A 14,050-nucleotide genomic window follows, 5' to 3' on the forward strand; every position below is an offset into this window, starting at 1 on the left:
AAAAAGAACTATTTAAAAATGAATTTCATTTTTAAATAGTTCTTTTTTCATTTACTATATATGTAATTGTAGTTTATAATCCAAATACTATACCCGCTATTGCACCTATTACTAAATACAACACAGGATGTTTTTTATATTTATTTGAAACAATAAGTAATACTATAAATAAAATTAATGACTTATAATCAAATATATTTATTATACTTTTATTTTGTATATACTTATCCCAAGTAATAACTGATAATTTTACTATTTCAAATCCTGCTATTGCTATAAGTCCAGTTACTGCAGGTCTCAATCCAAAGAATACAGAATTCACCAATTTATTCTCTCTAAATTTATTAAAAAAACGAGCAACTATAATAATTATTATAAATGATGGCATTACAAGCGCTATAGTAGCTACTAATGAACCTATTATTCCCCCTGCTTCAAATCCTGCGTAAGTAGCCATATTTATACCTATTGGTCCTGGTGTTGATTGAGATACTGCTACCATATCTGCTAACATACTCTTATCAAACCATGGATATCTTGACTCTATATCATATAAAAATGGTAATGTAGCTAGTCCTCCTCCAACAGCAAATAATCCTGTTTTAAAAAATTCGATAAATAATTGTATATATGTAAACATTATTTTTCTCCTCTATATTTAATTATAATGCCTAATATAGATGCTGATACAACTATATAAACAGGAGAAATATTTAAAAATCCACCTATAATAAACGTAGCAACAAAAATTATAACTCCTACTTTATCAACTACAGAATTTTTCCATAATTCAAAAATTGCATTTAAAATTAGCACCGCAACTGCCACTCTAATTCCTGAAAATGCGTGTTGTACTGATACCATTTTGGAAAAACTTTTTAAAAATGACGCTATAATCATTATTATTAGGAAAGATGGAAACACTACGCCTACTGTTGCAAAAAGAGCTCCTGGAATTCCTTTTATTTTATATCCTACAAATGTTGCTGTATTAACAGCAATCACTCCTGGCGTTGCTTGGGAAATTGCATAATAATCTAATAATTCTTCATGTGTTGCCCATTTATTTTGTTCAACAACTTCTTTTTCTAACATAGGAAGCATTGCATATCCTCCTCCAAATGTCAGAGCACCTATTCTAGTAAATGCCTTAAATAAATTAAATAACTCTTTCATTTTACACCCCTATATAGTAATATCACAAATCAAAAATATATTCAATTTATTTATAAATAAAACTGATAATTAAAATCTTTCAAAGAAAACATTAACTATCAGTTTTATTCTTAGTTATTTATATATTTTTTTAATTGTTTAATATACAATTCTAATTCATCTATTAATTTTTGTAATTCATACTTATTCATAAAAATACTTTTAGAGCTTTTAAATATTGATTGTGTAGTATCTACTATATCCTTACTAGAATTATAATAACCTTCTTTTAATTCACTTATTATATTAATTTGTAATTCTTGTATAAAGTTATCTATATCATCTAAAATATCTTTATTTTTTTGATTGCTTTTCACTTTATGATACACTAATTTTGCCAAAGCTCCGGTTATAGTTCCAGCTAATAATAATGGTGGGCAATATGACATCATTGCAGAACCTATTGTAAGTGTAGCTGATGATGAACCTATAGATGCTGCATAAATTGATGCAATTGATCCTGATGTAGCTCCTAATATTGCTCCTGTGCCTACTGTTGCTAACATTTCATTTAAATCAACTTTATCATCATCAAACTTAAATACTGGTGCATCTAATAATTTTTTTTTATAATTTATGTTGTTTATATGTTTATTTATATCTTCATTTATCTCATTGTTTATTTCCTTTAAACATTCAGTCCACTCTTCAAAAAACAAATTATCTAACTCTGACTTCTTTTTATTTATAATTCCATTTATATATTTTTCATTTATATATACACTAGCATTTTCTATATTATCTTTTATATTATTTAGTTCATCTACTAAAAATATTTCATTAACCCAATTCTCTATTTCAAAGTTAATTTTAGAATTTATATAATTAAATTTATTATCAAGCAGTTTTTCATATCTTATAAGTTCATCATTTAAAACTGATATACTCTTTTTATAATCATGATGATTTATAATCTCTTTATGAATTATTGCTTCTAATGATAAAGACATACTACTTAATTTTGTTTCATCGCAACTATAATAAACATTTTCTATGTATTTGCTAAGATTTAAAAAATTTTCTTTTAATTCCGAGTAATTAGATATAACTAAATCGGTACTTCCTACCTCTGCATTTTTACTTATTCTATCTTGATATTCTAAGTAAGAAGATATCATAAAAAAGTCATCCATATAAATTCCATATTCATTTTTTATATACTCTTCTATTTCTAATTTATTTGACTCTAGCAAATCACATTTGTTTATTATTCCCACTAATGGCTTTTTATATGATACTATTAAATCCAATACTTCTTCTATATCATCTTGACCTAAGTGAGTTGCATCAAATAAGAACAATATTAAATCAGCATTTTGAATATATTTTAATGTTTTTTGCTCATTTTTTACTGTTATACTTTTTAAACCCGGTGTATCTACTATATTTATTTTTTTTAATTCTTCTAAGTCTACACCTATCCTTCTAATATCTTCATAAATTTCATCATATTCTTCTTTGTCATATGTTATTTCTATAATATCAGAAGTAGCTTCTAAAACATCCACCTCACTAACTTCTTTAGATAAAAATGCATTTATAAAACTAGATTTACCTGATTTAACTTCTCCTACTATAACTATTTTTAAAGGATTATCAATTTTTCCTTCTAATATTTCTATATTATCCAAAACATCATTTAAATTTTCAAGTACTAAATCTTTAAATGGTATATTATATTGATTTTCCATACATTTTCTAACAGGAGATTTAAATAATAATTCTTTTATATCACTTATATGATCTATTCTATTTTTCAAAATATCACCCCAAATTTTTAAGTGTTATATCTATATCATTTATATTTTTTATATGTTCTTTTATTAACTCATATTCTATATATTTATTTTCAAAGCTTTTTTCTCTTAACTCATTTATAGTTATCTCTATAAAATTTAATTGTTCATCTAAGCTTTTAATACAATCCTTTACTATATTGTCTATCTTACTTATTAATAGTTTTTTAATATAATTTTGATTATTTGTGCTTTTTTTAGATTGTTCTATATCAAATGAACTTAAAATTCTGCTTAATGAAGTACTTTTTTCTTTTGTTTTACTTAGTATTACTTTTGTTTTATAGTCTAAAATAATATATTTACTTTTAGAAAAATTTACTCTAAAATCAATTTGCTTTATCTCTTTATTTTTATTAAAGTTTGATTTTATATATAATGAATCATAAAGTTTTTCTAAATTCAAATTACACATATCTTCAATTGACTTTAAATTACTTTTTAATTCTCTAAATTCTAAATCACAAATATATTTATCATTTTTTAACTTATTTAAATGTTCTACTATATATATTCTTATATTTTTAATTTTTTCATATAAATCAAATTCTCCTTCATTATATTTAGATATATCTTTGTATAATTGTCTTTTATAATTATTTATTTCATTATTTATACAATCTTTCATGATTTTTAAGTTTTGATATTTTGATTTAATTTGACTTTCTTGTGACACTTCTTTAAATTTTTCATTTATACAATTAATCAAATCATTTATGTTACTATCATATATAAATTCTTCATTATCTGATACAATTCCATTTATAGCTTTTTTAGCTGATATAAAAACTATCTCTGTAAATTTATCTTTATAAATTTGATTTGCTTTATTTTTAATCTTTATTGTATTTTGCTTGTCATTTTTATGTATTATGTCCATTTTATTTATCACTGCTATCATACTCTTATTATTATCATATAAATTATTCATTTGTGTAATTTCCTCAATTAATGTATTACTTTCCTTAGATACAATATTTTGTGCATCTAAAATCCATATAACGCCGTCTGATCGTAAATAATACTCCTTCATTCTATTTACAGTATTTTTAAGTAAGTTTTGGTTAAGACCTGGGGTATCTACAAGTATAAAATCATCTAAAATACCACTTTTATTTAAAAAATATCTTACTTGTACAATATTCGATTTGTATAAATATTTACTTTCTAATTCTTTTTTATAATTTTTTAATGTAGGAATGTCTACTTGTTTATCTTTTTTATAATTTTTTAAAATACTAGATATGTATTTTTTTGATTCCTTAAATTTTTCTTCTTCTTTTTTAAGTGATTTTATTCCACTGTGTAAAGATTTTGTTACTTTATTGCTATCTTGATAAGTTATTTCCATTTTTTCTATATCTGATTTTATAAATAAATCTATCTTCCATGTATTAGGTAAATCATTAGTAGTTATTATTTTTTGACCTAATAAAGAATTTACTATTGTTGATTTACCATAATTGCCAGAACCTATTACAAATAACAAAAATGGATTTTTTAACTCATTTATACTTTCTATATTTTTTAAAATTTGTTGTTCTAGATGTTTTATAAATATTATTGTTTTATTTTCTAAATTTAAATCCTTATTAAATTTACTAGGATATTCTATATTTTTTTGAATTATTTTAATTTTATTAAGTAATTCATTAAGTATAGATGACATTTTTAAAAATTCTTCTTTTCTGCTTAAATACACTTGTACCATCCCTTCATACATTCTTATTAATAATATATGTATATTAAAATATATCAAGACCTAAACTACGTATTAGAACAACCGTTTTTAATATTAGTCATTCACTTAATTTACATTTTGTGGTAATATATAACTTATTTTGAGGAGGTTATTAATGGAAAAATCATTTTCTAAAAAATTTACACCTATAGAGTTTCTAAAATTTGTCTCTCCTGCGATTATATCTATGGTATTTATATCTTTATATACCATAATAGATGGAATTTTTGTATCTACATTAGTTGGATCAGATGCACTTGCTAGTATAAATGTATCTTTTCCCATAATTAATATTTTTTGTGGATTTGGTATTATGATGTCAACTGGTGGAGCTGCTATTATTTCCATTAAAATGGGTGAAAATAATTATGATGAAGCTAACAACTCTTTTTCATTTATTTTACTTTTTTCTATTATTACAGGAATTTTATTTATGATAATTTCTATGTTCTTTGTTGAAGATATGTGTATAGCCTTAGGTGCTACAGATAGACTATTACCATATTGTGTAACCTACGCAAAAATATCTATTTTATCTGCACCTTTTTTAATTACTAAGCTTTTATTTGAATATTTTACTAGGACAGATGGAAATTCTAATTTCAGTTTATTTTTATCTATAATTGGAGGTGTAACTAATATTTTTTTAGACTATGTATTTATTAAAATATTTAATATTGGAATTTTAGGTGCTGGTCTTGCTACTTTATTAGGTATAATTATATCTAGTATTATAGGCCTTATGTATTTTTTATCAAATAAATCTACACTTAAGATTGTAGTTCCTAAAATTGATTTTAAACTTGTTTTAGATGCTATGATTAACGGTTCTTCTGAGATGGTTACTGAGTTATCCACTGGATTTACAACTTTTTTATTTAATATTGTAGCTTTACGATTTGCTAAAGAAGATGGTATTGCAGCACTTACTATAATTCTTTATGCTCACTTTTTAATGACATCAATTTATTTAGGATTTTCAGCTGGAGTAGCACCTCTAATTAGTTATAACTTTGGTGCAAATAATTACGATAAATTAAAGGAAACATTTAAGTATTCATTAAAATTTATAGCTATCACATCTATATTAGTATTTATTTTTTCTTTAATTTTTACTCCTTTCATTGTTGGGGTATTTGTAAAACCATCTGATGATGTGTTTTATTTGGCATTGGAGGGATTAAAGATATTTTCAATTACATTTTTATTCGTTGGTATAAATATTTTTGCTTCAGGATTTTTCACAGCTTTTCATAATGGAAAAGTTTCAGCTGTTATTTCTTTTAGTAGAGCATTCTTATTTGTTCTTATAGGAATATATTTTTTACCTAACTTATTGAAATTAAATGGATTATGGCTTACTGTTCCATTTGCAGAACTTATGACTATATTTATATCTATTTTGTATATTAAAAAGTATAAGTATAAATACAATTATTAATATACCGCTCGAGCTAAATACAAAATAGGAGTAATCTCTAATAACTTAGAGACTACTCCCACTTTTTTAGTATATTTATCATAAATTTTTTTATATCTAATCCATAAATATCTTTTAATATTTCTTCTTTTAATACTTCTTCTGGCTTTCCATAAGAAATTACATTCCCATGATTTAATATAAGTACATTATCTGCAAAATACTGTACTAAATTCAAATCATGCAATACTCCTACTACTATTTTATTGTTATCTTTAATCCATTGTGTTAAATGCTCTAAAAGTTCTATTTGATGTTTTAAATCTAAATGATTTGTAGGTTCATCTAATAATATAACATCTGGATTTTGTGCCATAGTTCTCGCTAGAAATACCCTTTGTAATTGACCTCCTGATAATTCATTAATCATCTTATCTTTATAGTCATATAATTTTACTTTTTCTATACTATCTAATATTATATCTCTATCGTGTGATGATAAACTTGAAAATGCACCTTTAGAATGAGCATATCTTCCTAAAGCCACTGTTTCATATACAGTATATGGAAAATAAATTTGTGAAATTTGGCTCATTAACCCTATTTTAGTAGCTAATTCTTTTCTATCTAATGAAGATGTGTCTTTTCCATCTATTTTTATACTTCCTTTATAATCGATAATGCTAGCAATAGACTTTAAAAGAGTACTTTTCCCACATCCATTTGGACCTACTATACATAAATTTTCTCCTCTATTTACAGTTACATTAACACCTTTTATTATATCAACATTATCATACCCACTATAAATATCATTTATTTCTAACATTTACATCACCTAGCTTTATTAAAATATACATATGCAAAGAATGGAGCTCCTATTATAGCTGTTATAGCTCCCACGGGTAATTCTCCCGGTGAAACTATAGTCCTTGCGATAAGGTCAGTTATAACCATCAAACATCCTCCAAATACAAATGACATTGGGATTACATATTTATGTTTAGACCCAAATATTTTTCTTACAACATGTGGTGCTATTAAGTCTACAAATCCAATAGTACCACTTAATGATACTGCACCTGCTGTAAGAACTGTTGAATAAATAAATAATTTTTTCTTCACTTTTTCAGTATTAACTCCAACTGCCTTTGCTTGTTCTTCTCCAAATGTAAGTATGTCCATTTCCTTAGTGTATCTAAAAACTCCTAACATTCCAACTATGAAAAATGGTATTATTACTAATACATAAGACCATCCTTTCATTGAAAAACTTCCCATTTGCCAAAGAGCTATACTTTTTAAATCTTGAGAGAACAAAGCTGTTAATGTTGTAAGCATCGCATTTACAAATAATGAAAATACCATCCCTGCAAGAATTATTGTGTTATTAGACATAGTTTTATCTATTTTTGATGAAAATAATATAACCATATAAACTGTACCAAGTCCAAATAAAAAACCAACTATAGGCAATGTAAATACTCCTAAAATCGGTATTGACATTCCACTCACTATTACAAATCCTGCTCCAAATGAAACACCGGAAGAAACTCCTAATGTATATGGCGATGCTAATTGATTTTTAAGCACAGACTGAACAACTGCCCCACTTGTTGCTAGACATCCTCCTACAATAAAAGCTAATAGAACTCTTGGTAGCCTTAGTTTCCAAATAATAGATACATTTTTAGGATCTATACCTTCATTCAACCTCATCTTAAATATCTTATTCCCTAGTATTGACATACTATCCCATAAACTCACATTAGAACTTCCTATTGATATTCCCATACAAATAATTATAAATACTAATACCATACTAACTATTACTAACTTTTTACTTTTCATAGTTCTCTGGATAAATAGCTTTAGCCATTTCATCTAATGCTATTAATATTTTATTTGAAGGTCTAGATGATGAATTTGCATTTATCTGGTAAACTTTATTTTCTTTTACAGCATTTATATTTTCCCATCCTTCACGTGATTTTATTTCTTGCGTAGGATTTTCTATATAATTTACATTTGTTAATATTACATCTGGATTTTTTTCTATTACAGATTCTGAACTTGGAGATATCCATGCTTTTTCTTCTTTGAATATATTTTGTGCTCCAATTAATTCTATCATTTCATTTAAAAATGTTGAATTTCCAAAACTATAAAGATTTGGAGATGGTCCTATTTCAAAATAAACTTTCTTTTTATCTTTTATATTTTTTCCTATTTCTGATACTTCTTGTATTTTTGACTTCATATTAGTTACTAACTCTTTTCCTTTTTCTTGTTGTCCTACTACATCAGAAATAAACTCTATATCTTTATATATACCATCTATACTATCACTACTTGGAATGTATACAACTGGTATTCCTGAATCAGAAACTGATTTGAAAGGATCTTGTCCTGAACCTGTTTTATTGTGTCCTGAAGCTATTACTATGTCTGGTTGTAGCCCAACTATTGCTTCTGCATCTGGATTTGAAAAATCAATTTTTGTTATATCTTTTTTTACACCTTTAACATCACTAGAATATGTATCTATAGCTATTAAATTATCGCCTAAACCAAGATCTACTAAAACTTCTGTATTAGATGGTGCTGTTGAAATTATTTTTTCTATTTTGTTTGGTATCTTTACTTGTGTTCCTTCTCTATCTGTAACTACTTTATCCTTTTTGTTACTACATCCAGCCATTATAAACATAATCGCTACCATTAAAATTGACAATATTCTTTTTTTCATAAATTTTTCTCCTTGTTTTTTAAATTATATATAGCCCTTTTTTAGTTTGTGTACTACAATATATAATTATAACTCATTATAAATTAATAAATTTATTGCATAGATAATTATAATTAATATTTGCATTTTGTCAATAAATTCCATGTTTTTATGTTTTATTCTTGGTCATAAAAATAAGATAGGGCTATTATAATAAATAAACCCTATCTCATATAAATACAATTAATAAAAATGTTTTAATTGCTTTAATCTACTTGGGTGTCTTAGTTTTCTTATAGCTTTTGCCTCTATTTGTCTTATTCTTTCTCTCGTTACGCCAAATACTCTTCCAATTTCCTCTAATGTCTTTGGATCGTCATCATCTAGACCAAATCTCATTCTTAAAACTTTTTGTTCTTGTTCACCAAGTCCTACTAATAATTCCTCTATTTTTTCCCTTAAGTTATGTTGTTCTACTTCATGCATTACTACATCATCAAAATTTGCATCTGATGGAATAAATTCTACTAAACTACTATCTTCATCTTCTTTTATAGGAGTATCTAGTGATACTATATTTTTATCACGTTTTAATATATCTATAACTTTTTCAACTTCGAGTTCACAAATTTCCGCAAGTTCTTCTAATGAAGGTTCTCTTTGAAGTATATTAGAAAGCTCTTGTTTCTTTCTTTTTACAAAGTTTATTCTCTGATGAAGGTGTACTGGAATTCTAATGGTATTTTCACAATCATCTATATATCTTGTTATGCTTTGTTTTATCCACCATGTAGCATAAGTACTAAATTTATATCCCTTTTTATAATCATATTTTTCAACAGCTTTTATAAGTCCAAGGTTACCTGCTTGAATTAAATCTAGCATATCAACACTTTCTTTTCTATATTTTTTCGCAATACTTACAACTAGCCTATAATTTGCATTTATAAACGTTTCCTTAGCTTCTGGTGAACAATTAATTATTGCTTTTGCTAATTCTACCTCTTCTACTGCAGACAACATTTTGTACTCTTCAATCTCTTTTAAGTACATTTTCATTGCATTTGATGCATTTGATGAGTCCCCATAAATATAATTTTCATAAGTATGTTCTCTTTTAGCCCCCATAATCTAACCCCTTCTATACATATAGTTTATTAATTGGAATATAAAGTGTCTGTAGTTTTATTTAGTTTTATAATATGATTATTACAATAAAAAAATGCCTGTTCAATCACTCTTAAATGTCAATAATTTTATTTATCTAATATTCTACAATCATATCGAAAAACCTTCCTTTTTATTTAAATACTTGTAAAATAATATTTAAATTTATAAATTTAACATTCATATTATTGATTTATTTATTCTTATACATAATATTAGTATTATTTAACTACATAAAAACTTATATTTTTCAAACTAAATAAAAATATTACATTAATTATTAATATAATTTATTTTTAATATAATTCTACTAGTAGTTTCAATTTTCCTTCTTTTTTGTTGTTTATTTTAAATAAAAATTTGTCACAAAAAAGAATAAAAGGCCACACAATGTGCGACCTTTTATTCTCGAACGACGTTATAAATCCCTATATTAATAAATCCTTAGCGTTTGCCCCAACACTTACGGTTTTATAGAGAAATTTTTAACCATTTAATAATAACATCATTAAAAATTATAGTCAAGTTCTGTTATTATGTAATATTATTTTTAGTGTTTATCCTTACAACATCCACCGTCTTCATGATTACATCCACACTCATGATCTTCATTATGCTCATGATTATGTCCACATCCACATCCTTCTTCATGATGATGTTCTGCTTCTAATTCTTTCATTTTTTCTTCCATTTCAAAAAATTCTTTAACCATTTGGTCATATGTAGGTAATGAAGCTTCTGTATTATATTCTTCTCCTGTCCAATCTGCATACATCATTTCATTACCATTAGTTAATATTAATCTACCTGCCATAGTTATGTTATCTACATCTTCAAGGAAATCTATTTGTTTTTGTACTGTTTCGCCCTCTAATTTAACATCTTCATCCATACATCTTATTATCATTACAGGTGCATAGTAATCTTCACTATCTTTTACATTTACAACTACATCTAACATCCCTTCTGCATCATCTTCAAACTCAGCTAAAGGTACATCAGTATCTATCATATCTTGTGGAACTAATAAGTCCTCCATTAAATACTTAATAACTCTTTCTTTTACTAATTGTTGTGACATAGTAATTCTCCTTTCATTTCTTTAATCATAAGTTGTCCAAACTTTTCCTCTTTATAGTATACTACATTAATCAATATTTCAATCTCTTCATTAAAATATTTTTTAATATGAATTTTAATATTCTTTAATACAAAATTTGACTTCAAATTCAAAACAGATATTCAATATAATATATTAAATTGTTAAACAAAATTAATACAAATATCAGAAATTTTCATATTAGTTTTGTTCTTTGTTTATATTTTGTAACTTTTTTGTAACTTTTCATTTCTTATATATCCTAGTATATAACCTACTTTCAGCATTTTTTTATCCATTTTTACATATCTTTACAGTAAAATGTGACACTTTTCTGTGTTACTATAAGTGCATGAAGGGTAACCCCTAAGGTAAAGGTTACAATTCAGTAACAAAATCTAATTTTTCAAATATAATAGTGAGGTGTTTAGATATGACAAAAAAAATAAAAACTTTATTATCTTTAGGAGTAATAACTATAGTTACAGCTTCTAACATGGTACCAGCAAATGCATTAGTTAAAATTGATAGTGCTAAATTTATACCAAAAGGTGTATCATATTTATGTATAAATGGTGTAAAATATAAATTTCCTGTAAATTCAAACTGCATAAATAAACCATCAGCACCAGGTACTGCTACAGATAAAAATGAATATAACTCTGGTTCTACTGAGAAGCCTGTTACTACTCCGGATAATAACCAAAATAACTCTGGCTCTACTGAGAAGCCTGCTACTACTTCAGATAATAACCAAAATAACTCTGTTTCTACTGAGAAACCTGATAGCAACACTGGAAATAATGAGCAATCAGCTGGAAATTTTGCAGCTTTCCAACAAGAAGTTCTTAGATTAGTAAATATAGAAAGAAATAATAGAGGAATAAGCTCTCTTGTATTAAATTCTAGTTTATCTAATGTAGCTACTATGAAATCACAAGATATGATAAATAAAAACTACTTTGACCATAACTCTCCAACTTACGGTTCACCATTTGATATGATGAAACAATTTGGAATAAGTTATAAAACTGCTGGTGAAAATATAGCAATGGGACAAAGTACTCCAAAAGAAGTTGTTACTGCTTGGATGAATTCAGAAGGTCATAGAAAAAATATATTAAATTCTAGCTTTACTGATATTGGAGTTGGAGTTGCAAAAAATTCTAACGGTACTATATACTGGACACAAATGTTTATAGGAAAATAAAAACTATAAAATAATATAATATCAAAAATTATAAAAAAATGGTTAACTTTTCAAAAGTTGACCATTTTTTTATATTGAAACGAATTATAATGAAAGATTTTTTAAGTTAATCACATATATCTATACACTATTTTCTGACTTTTTAATATGTGTTTTTTAAATGTGACAAAATTATATTTCATGTAGCAACTTTAATGATATTTATTAATATATTATATTAGAAGGTTTTTAACTTTCGATTCATTTAAATATGTAAATTGGAGGAATATAAATGAACATAAAATGTGCACAACCATTTGAAATTGAATTTAAAACTGGTATTTTAGTTGACTGTACAATGGATGCAAAAAGAAAGAAAGATGATATAAAAGATTTTACTATCGCTGTAAATACAGATAAATTATTTATTTCTGTTGTAGAAAATAAAGTTGATCTAAATCCGTCAATAATTGTAGATAATCCTTGTAAAGGTGGAGATTCAATAAAAGTAGACTCTGCTCTAGTAAATGAAATTCATGCTAATGGAGTTATCACTTACGTTCTTGCTGCTGATTTATTATTATCTAGTAGTAATGTTACTATTGTGCCACCTCAAACTCAAGGTTGGTCATCTTCAACTAGTAATACTGGTCATATTTGTTTAGATGATAAGCTAATTGGGTACGCAGAAAACTTAAATGATAAGTATGAACTAAAAGTTACTATTTCAAATCTTATTTTAGAAGATATAAAAGAAGTAACACAAGATAATCAATTCTTATATGTAATATCTGGAGATGTTAAGGTAGAAGCTGTTAAGATTACCCCTCCTGATCCTGATCCTGCTGGATAATTTTCAATAAAAATAATCATAAAAGGAGAGTTTTCTATGAATAATAATCTTGATAACATTTTAACTAAAGATGCTGTAGAATGTAATAATATTTATGTAGAACAACCACCTATCTATCTAAGTGTTTCAAAAAATGATTTTAATAATATGGGAATAGGCGATCCTTTAAATCCTTATAACTATCCTGCTATTATATCTAAGGTTACTGGAAGTTATAATAATGTTAAACCTACATGTGCAAAAGATTTAATTACCACTGTTTTTAAACCTACTACTTTAATTGTATCTTGTGATGAAAATTTAAATAGTGAAATTAAACAAGAAATACCAGCATTAGTCGAACTAAATCAACTTAGAGTTCTTGCATCTTGTTTATACAATCCGATTTTAACTTCTACTGGTATTGGTATTTTTGCCGTTAGTCAAGAATTCGTTGGATTGGATCAAATAATTGGATATTATGGTCCTAATGATACTATTCCTTCTCTTGATGATTTTAATATACATTTAAAATTAAAAGATGGAAATCCTAATGATCCTGATAATCCAGGTGGAATAGGATTTGATGGTATATTATTTAGACCAGATGATGAAAATTATCCAAACGGTCCTGGAACTTACTTCTTTAGAATAATCGTTTCAGCTAGAATAGATATTAAATAACATATATAATATATCTATGTTTTATTAACAAATATACAAGGCTGTTTTTACACAGCCTTGTTTTATTATAATTTGCCTATTTTTTTATCGTGTGTTACAATCTTGTAATCGAATTCTATTGTTAAATAGTTTATAGTATATTTAATGATAATACAAGTTATTGTATAATATACATATGT

General features: G+C 25.5%; 13 protein-coding genes. 4 read left to right on the forward strand and 9 right to left on the reverse strand.

Annotated features, from left to right (window positions below):
* Positions 1-73: 73 nt before the first annotated feature.
* The 4 genes from CHF27_RS05735 to CHF27_RS05750 form a co-directional block, all read right to left on the reverse strand.
* Complete coding sequence (locus CHF27_RS05735; RefSeq protein WP_095406937.1) at positions 74-640, reverse strand: chromate transporter; 567 nt, start codon at positions 638-640, stop codon at positions 74-76.
* On the reverse strand, positions 640-1,176 hold the full coding sequence (locus tag CHF27_RS05740; protein ID WP_095406938.1) for a chromate transporter: 537 nt from the start codon (positions 1,174-1,176) through the stop codon (positions 640-642). The genes CHF27_RS05735 and CHF27_RS05740 overlap by 1 nt, the downstream gene beginning before the upstream one ends.
* A 110-nt stretch (positions 1,177-1,286) precedes the next feature.
* Positions 1,287-2,975: a dynamin family protein gene (locus tag CHF27_RS05745; RefSeq protein WP_095406939.1), complete on the reverse strand. Its 1,689-nt coding sequence runs from the start codon at positions 2,973-2,975 to the stop codon at positions 1,287-1,289.
* A 4-nt stretch (positions 2,976-2,979) separates the two neighbouring features.
* Positions 2,980-4,713: a dynamin family protein gene (locus tag CHF27_RS05750; protein ID WP_158534728.1), complete on the reverse strand. Its 1,734-nt coding sequence runs from the start codon at positions 4,711-4,713 to the stop codon at positions 2,980-2,982.
* Positions 4,714-4,867: 154 nt separating this feature from the next.
* Between CHF27_RS05750 and CHF27_RS05755 the strand changes: the two genes are divergently transcribed.
* Positions 4,868-6,193, forward strand: a complete 1,326-nt coding sequence (locus tag CHF27_RS05755; RefSeq protein ID WP_095406941.1) for an MATE family efflux transporter — start codon at positions 4,868-4,870, stop codon at positions 6,191-6,193.
* Between the two features lie 52 nt (positions 6,194-6,245).
* Here the strand turns inward: CHF27_RS05755 and CHF27_RS05760 are convergent, their stop codons facing one another.
* From CHF27_RS05760 to CHF27_RS05780, 5 genes are all read right to left on the reverse strand, one after another.
* The gene (locus CHF27_RS05760) at positions 6,246-7,001 is read right to left on the reverse strand and encodes an ABC transporter ATP-binding protein (protein WP_095406942.1); all 756 of its coding nucleotides are present in this window, start codon (positions 6,999-7,001) and stop codon (positions 6,246-6,248) included.
* Positions 7,002-7,006: 5 nt separating this feature from the next.
* Positions 7,007-8,023 carry a FecCD family ABC transporter permease gene (locus CHF27_RS05765; protein WP_095406943.1) on the reverse strand — a complete coding sequence of 339 codons (1,017 nt, stop codon included), beginning with the start codon at positions 8,021-8,023 and terminating at the stop codon, positions 7,007-7,009.
* Positions 8,013-8,921: an ABC transporter substrate-binding protein gene (locus CHF27_RS05770; RefSeq protein ID WP_095406944.1), complete on the reverse strand. Its 909-nt coding sequence runs from the start codon at positions 8,919-8,921 to the stop codon at positions 8,013-8,015. Before CHF27_RS05770 ends, CHF27_RS05765 begins: the two co-directional genes overlap by 11 nt.
* 222 nt (positions 8,922-9,143) lie before the next feature.
* A complete protein-coding gene (locus tag CHF27_RS05775; RefSeq protein ID WP_095406945.1) occupies positions 9,144-10,028 on the reverse strand; it encodes a sigma-70 family RNA polymerase sigma factor in 885 nt (294 codons plus the stop codon).
* A 589-nt stretch (positions 10,029-10,617) separates the two neighbouring features.
* Positions 10,618-11,148: a type I restriction enzyme HsdR N-terminal domain-containing protein gene (locus CHF27_RS05780; protein WP_095406946.1), complete on the reverse strand. Its 531-nt coding sequence runs from the start codon at positions 11,146-11,148 to the stop codon at positions 10,618-10,620.
* Positions 11,149-11,599: 451 nt separating this feature from the next.
* Between CHF27_RS05780 and CHF27_RS05785 the strand changes: the two genes are divergently transcribed.
* The 3 genes from CHF27_RS05785 (at position 11,600) to CHF27_RS05795 (ending at position 13,871) form a co-directional block, all read left to right on the forward strand.
* Positions 11,600-12,376, forward strand: a complete 777-nt coding sequence (locus tag CHF27_RS05785) for a CAP domain-containing protein (protein WP_115975997.1) — start codon at positions 11,600-11,602, stop codon at positions 12,374-12,376.
* Positions 12,377-12,647: 271 nt separating this feature from the next.
* Entirely contained in the window at positions 12,648-13,208 is a 561-nt protein-coding gene (locus tag CHF27_RS05790; protein WP_095405096.1) for a hypothetical protein, read from the forward strand.
* A 36-nt stretch (positions 13,209-13,244) separates the two neighbouring features.
* Complete coding sequence (locus tag CHF27_RS05795; protein WP_095405095.1) at positions 13,245-13,871, forward strand: hypothetical protein; 627 nt, start codon at positions 13,245-13,247, stop codon at positions 13,869-13,871.
* Positions 13,872-14,050: the final 179 nt, after the last annotated feature.

Source organism: Romboutsia maritimum (genome assembly GCF_002251085.2).
Lineage (GTDB): Bacteria > Bacillota > Clostridia > Peptostreptococcales > Peptostreptococcaceae > Romboutsia_B > Romboutsia_B maritimum.